Below are 5,680 nucleotides of genomic sequence, written 5' to 3'. Positions count from 1 at the left end.
TAAACATGAGACGCCAAATACCCTAAGTTTTTTGTCATTAACCTGCACAGATTGCAAAGATAAATAAATAGCTTCAGTATCATTATAAGGGTAACGGCGAAAGTTGTCAAGTAGTTTTTTTGTTGGATGACGGCTGGTAAAATCATAATGCTTGTGCATCAAAATCTTCCATACACATCATCCAACCTCACTATATCATTATCAGATAAAAGCTCCCCTACTTGAAATTCAACTATCTCAAGTGGAAAGTTTGCGCTTCTATTTTCAATCCTATGGGAAACTTTCCTTGGAATTTCTACCACATGATTTGCCGCTATAGCACGTGTTTTATTTCCTAAATTTACATATCCAGCTCCTGACAGCACTATATGGTACTCATCTCTATAGTGATGAAATTGCTTGGAAGTGCAGCTTAACGGATTTATAAAAAGATATTTTACAAGAAAATCTTCACCCATTAAAACTACACTGCAAAATCCCCATGGCTTGATTTCTTTCCTTATTGCCTTTACTTCCCTAACTTTACTAATAAATGACATTAAGCTCTTATCTGGCTGCTTGCAAGCTCTACTTAATAAATTTTTTGCATCACTTTCTGTCGTCAAAACTGGCTCCTTCTGCCTAGTCACGTGCTAAAATGGCATCAGTTCTTCACTAAATCTCTTACTTAATTCTAAAACTGAATTCCAAGTTCCAACATCCATCCAATCGAAATTAGCCTCTATCATTGCAACGTTTTCCGCTCTCTCCATTACCAAATAATCAATGGATACGCCTTCAGTTCCCACAAAATCCTGCTGTTTTAAATACAGAAATCTCTCTCGTGGTGTGGAATGTTGACAACATAAATTATAAAGATTTTGGGCAGATCTTTTCATCTCATCTACATAGCGTTTTGCTTTAAACACAAACATTCCAGAGTTCCAGTAATGATCATTACTCAATTCGTGTTCAGGTTTTTCTGTGAAACTCCTAACTATGTGGTATTTCTCCTGCTGACCATACACTGCATTGATATAGCCATACTCGGGATTAAATTCATGAGGCTTTACTCCAAAAGTAACTATAGAGTTAGTTTCAGAGGCTATCTGAGCCGCTTTTTGAGCAGAAGCATAAAAATTGCTTAAATTGCCTATAAAATGGTCTGACGGTAGAATTAACATTACCTCATCTTCATTACAGAGAAGTGCAGCAATCAATATTGCTGCTGCCGTTCCGATCTTTACTGGCTAAAAAATCACTTTATACTCTTGCAGCGCTTTTAATTCCTCCATAACTAACGACTCATACTGTATATTTGTGACAATTATGGGCGGCATATAGTCATTTTTTAGTCTCAATAAAGTGTTTTTAAACATGGTGTTATGACTAAATATTTTCTGAAATTGCTTTGGCTTGGATAAAGCCAAAGTCTACTGCCACTACCACCACACAATATTACAGGACGCATTTGATATAAGATGTTAAATATTTAACATCTTATATCAAAGGTAAAATACACGCAAGTTTTTGTTGTGAAGTGATTAAAATAAAAAGCGGATGTTAAATTAAAGTAATTGCTGATTATGGGCGTGATAGAGCGTTTTTTGAGCCTTCCTGTCTTTCTTGTGTCACTTTATTAGTATAAGGAATGCTGTTTTTCCGATTTTCAACAGCTATTTTTTCATTAATTTCGTTTTGCGATTTCTCCTCTTCTGAGCTTTGTCCTTTAAATTTATCCATGCTTTCACTACTTTTGCTCAGCGCCTCTTCCAATTTTTTCTCAATTCCTGGCCTTCTAGCATTAAGCTCTTTCCACGTTCCTACAATCTTACATTTAGGATAATCTTTCTCCTCTGGTTCTGATCTCTTTCCTTCTTTTATAACTGAATAATCGTTTTTTGTTTCTTTCCAATATCCCTTTAATTGGTGTTTCCACATAGTCCGGTAAGCATCACCGTACTTTTTCTTATCTGCTACAAATAACAAAATTGGAGCCTTAAGTATGGTAGCTCCCATGTTCACTAAATTTTTCACTGCCATTGCAGGAGTGAACAAAAGATAACCAAAAAATTTTGCAATTGGATTTTGTCTATTTACTAAATGCTCCCCTAATTTTATAGGAATGAAAGTCAGCAGTTTAGCACAAATCTTAGCTGAGTCTGCAGCAAGAACAATAGGAACAGATATAAGACTTTTATCTAGCTCTAGATTACCATTTTGATCTCTAATTTCATAAAAACTAGTGCTTAGCTTCTTATAATAGCTAGTGTACAATAATCCTCCATTTCTTCCTTTCTCATCTCTATCTTCCTCGTTAACCTCTCCAGTTTTATCATTAATGGAGCAACCTTTTTTAGCAAGCACAGAAGAATTAGTTAATGCGAGCTTACCGTCTTTTTTTTGAACTTCAAAAACCGGTAAATATTTTTCAAGGTCTTTCTTTTTAAATCCAAATGGTTCATAAAATTTACGATAATCATCAATCTCGCGCCTATCTTTACTAACTAAAAAGCTAATAGTAAAATAAGACCTGTTATCAACTTTCTTAACCAAAGCCAGATCAAACTTGTATCCATTATATTTAAGCTGGTATTCTTGATTTTTCTCTTCATCTTTCTCAAGCTTTCCATTGCTGTCTTTTTTTTCTGTAATTTCCCCAAACTCCACAATCTGATCATAATTTTTTGGATATTGGCACTTCCTTCCATCATACATCATTACCTTTCTAAGGTCTTTGACGTAAACTTGAGACTCAGATGAACTGGATAGTTCCTTTGTTTTCAGTACAAAATTTGGTAACATATTACTAAACCACTACAATGCTATAGTTCAATAATAGAACTAGTATACTAATAATATATTAACACAGAACAGATAATTTTACAAGAAAATATGCTTGTAAAAGAAAAAAATCGTAAAAGTAAGAGCTATGTAAGTGATGCTCGACAAATACTTTATACATGTAATCGTAAAAACTCTTAGAGGTACACTGTGTATATAATCTTCGCACACTACTTGCATTCCAAGAACTGCATGCCAGAAAATACAAAACAATAATACAACAAAAAATAAAAGCTCTAGAGGATGATCAATAGTCCGAAGTAATCTTTCATCAAAAGATAAAGGACTATCAGCATAAAGCGCACAAGAAAATGAATAGATAAACCAAGGAAATAAAAACAATAAAATCACCGCAGAAACACGTTGAACCCACCAATGATGTACTGAATTTCCAGATTGACTCATATAAACATAAATAAAAAGGCTATAGTAGAGAAAAGTAAAGTTATTGTTAGTAGCATAGCACTTTTTGAGACACTAGTAATTTCTAAATTAAATCCAGCATCCCATAATAAATGACGAATACCATTGAGAAAATGATATAGAAAACTTACAAGGCATAAAACATAAGCTAACCTGGCAATAGGAGTAGATAACAATACATTCAAGTACCTCACTATAAATAGCTCAGGAAAATAAACATGTAATATAAAATGCCAAGAAAACACCATTAACAGAAGGAATAATAAGATACCAGTTAATCTGTGCATAATAGAAAAAAAACTAGTAACTTGTACTTTATATATTTGCAAATGTGGAGAAAGAGGCCTATCACTCATAAAATTTCATTATCAACAAATTAAAATAAAGTAGAAGTAAAGACAGCAATATAGTACACCACAGCACCACTATTAAAAGTGGTGAGTTGTGCACAAAGCCTAAGGAGGTAATCCAGCTGCAGATTCCCCTACTGCTACCTTGTTACGACTTCACCCCAGTCACTGATCCCACTTTAAATAACTCCCTCCTTGCGGTTAGGTCATTAGCTTCGAGTGAAACCAATTCCCATGGCGTGACGGGCAGTGTGTACAAGACCCGAGAACGTATTCACCGTGGCATGCTGATCCACGATTACTAGCGATTCCAACTTCATGCACTCGAGTTGCAGAGTACAATCCGAACTGAGATGGCTTTTAAGGGATTAGTTTAGCCTCGCGACTTTGCAGCCCATTGTAGCCACCATTGTAGCACGTGTGTAGCCCACTCCATAAGGGCCATGATGACTTGACATCATCCCCACCTTCCTCTAGTTTATCACTAGCAGTTTCCTTAAAGTCCCCAGCATTACCTGATGGTAACTAAGGATGAGGGTTACGCTCGTTGCGGGACTTAACCCAACATCTCACGACACGAGCTGACGACAGCCATGCAACACCTGTGTGAAATCCGGCCGAACCGACCCTACCCCTTCGAATAGGTATGATTTCCATGTCAAGGAGTGGTAAGGTTTTTCGCGTTGCATCGAATTAAACCACATGCTCCACCGCTTGTGCGGGTCCCCGTCAATTCCTTTGAGTTTTAATCTTGCGACCGTAGTCCCCAGGCGGAATGTTTAACGCGTTAGCTGTAATACAGAAAGTAAACTTCCCATATTTAACATTCATCGTTTACAGCGTGGACTACCAGGGTATCTAATCCTGTTTGCTCCCCACGCCTTCGCGCCTCAGCGTCAGATTTGAACCAGATAGACGCCTTCGCCACTGGTGTTCCTCCTAATATTTACGAATTTCACCTCTACACTAGGAATTCCTCTATCCTCTTTCAATCTCTAGGTTAGCAGTTTTAAAAGCAATTCCAAAGTTGAGCTTTGGGATTTCACTTTTAACTTACTAACCAGCCTACGCGCTCTTTACGCCCAATAATTCCGAATAACGCTAGCCCTCTCCGTATTACCGCGGCTGCTGGCACGGAGTTAGCCAGGACTTCTTCTGTGAGTACCGTCATTATCTTCCTCACCGAAAGAGCTTTACAACCCAAAGGCCTTCTTCACTCATGCGGCATGGCTGGATCAGGCTTTCGCCCATTGTCCAATATTCCCCACTGCTGCCTCCCGTAGGAGTCTGGACCGTATCTCAGTTCCAGTGTGGCTGATCATCCTCTCAGATCAGCTATAGATCATTGCCTTGGTAAGCCATTACCTTACCAACTAGCTAATCTAATATAGGCTCATCTAATAGCAATAAATCTTTCCCCCGTAGGGCGTATACGGTATTAGTTGCCGTTTCCAACAATTATTCCGTACTACTAGGTAGATTCCTATACATTACTCACCCGTCTGCCACTAAGTTATACCATAGCAAGCTACAATATAACCCCGTTCGACTTGCATGTGTTAAGCCTGCCGCCAGCGTTCATTCTGAGCCAGGATCAAACTCTCAAATTTAGACTTCAACCTATAAAAGGTTGAGGGTATATCGGATAAATCCGATAAAAAAATAATTAGCTTTATATTGCTGTCTTTATTTCTACTTTAGAAATATTTCAATCTCCAACTATTCAAACAACTTTGAAAACATTATTATGTGATATAATTGCTATGTCAATAAGTTTTTGCAAATCAAAAAGCATTAATATATAAAAAATATATATCTATTGAGAATATCACTATGAAGAAATACATCTTTCTACTTGCATTGGTACCAGTGCTAATTGGCATAACGTTGTACTCGTTACGTAATATTGATAATGCAAAACAATCTACAATTGCAGGCAATAAGTTCTATGAAGTGTTATTCTCCAAAAAAGACAGTGAGTTATTAGAGGGAATAGACCCAAACTGGAAGCATTTAGCAGACTTTGAAAGTGCATTTAACTATATTTCAAATTCAACACCAACAGACGCAGCATCTATTTATAG

The 5,680-nt window shown here is 36.9% G+C and carries 3 protein-coding genes, 1 rRNA gene and 2 pseudogenes; 1 reads left to right on the top strand and 5 read right to left on the bottom strand.

All coding sequences use genetic code 11. The features are described 5' to 3' along the window. Positions 1 to 158 precede the first annotated feature (158 nt). From DM84_RS06275 to DM84_RS04520, 5 genes and pseudogenes are all read right to left on the bottom strand, one after another. Positions 159 to 1,450: pseudogene (locus tag DM84_RS06275) on the bottom strand (sugar phosphate nucleotidyltransferase). A gap of 113 nt (positions 1,451 to 1,563) precedes the next feature. Continuing rightward, positions 1,564 to 2,784 carry a hypothetical protein gene (locus DM84_RS04535; protein WP_250778663.1) on the bottom strand — a complete coding sequence of 407 codons (1,221 nt, stop codon included), beginning with the start codon at positions 2,782 to 2,784 and terminating at the stop codon, positions 1,564 to 1,566. A 78-nt stretch (positions 2,785 to 2,862) separates the two neighbouring features. Further along, positions 2,863 to 3,228, bottom strand: a complete 366-nt coding sequence (gene sdhD, locus DM84_RS04530) for a succinate dehydrogenase, hydrophobic membrane anchor protein (RefSeq protein ID WP_250778661.1) — start codon at positions 3,226 to 3,228, stop codon at positions 2,863 to 2,865. After that, positions 3,225 to 3,602 carry a succinate dehydrogenase, cytochrome b556 subunit gene (gene sdhC, locus DM84_RS04525; protein ID WP_250778660.1) on the bottom strand — a complete coding sequence of 126 codons (378 nt, stop codon included), beginning with the start codon at positions 3,600 to 3,602 and terminating at the stop codon, positions 3,225 to 3,227. Before sdhC ends, sdhD begins: the two co-directional genes overlap by 4 nt. Before the next feature lie 100 nt (positions 3,603 to 3,702). Continuing rightward, positions 3,703 to 5,206, bottom strand: a 16S ribosomal RNA gene (locus tag DM84_RS04520). Positions 5,207 to 5,429: 223 nt separating this feature from the next. On the opposite strand from DM84_RS04520, the pseudogene DM84_RS04515 reads away from it, so the two are divergent. Then, a pseudogene (locus DM84_RS04515) lies at positions 5,430 to 5,680 on the top strand (hypothetical protein); the annotation flags it as partial.

The organism is Wolbachia pipientis (genome assembly GCF_023661085.1).
Classification (GTDB): domain Bacteria; phylum Pseudomonadota; class Alphaproteobacteria; order Rickettsiales; family Anaplasmataceae; genus Wolbachia.
The sequence above is the reverse complement of the archived record's forward strand: the minus strand, read 5'-3'. Positions and strand labels throughout refer to the sequence as shown.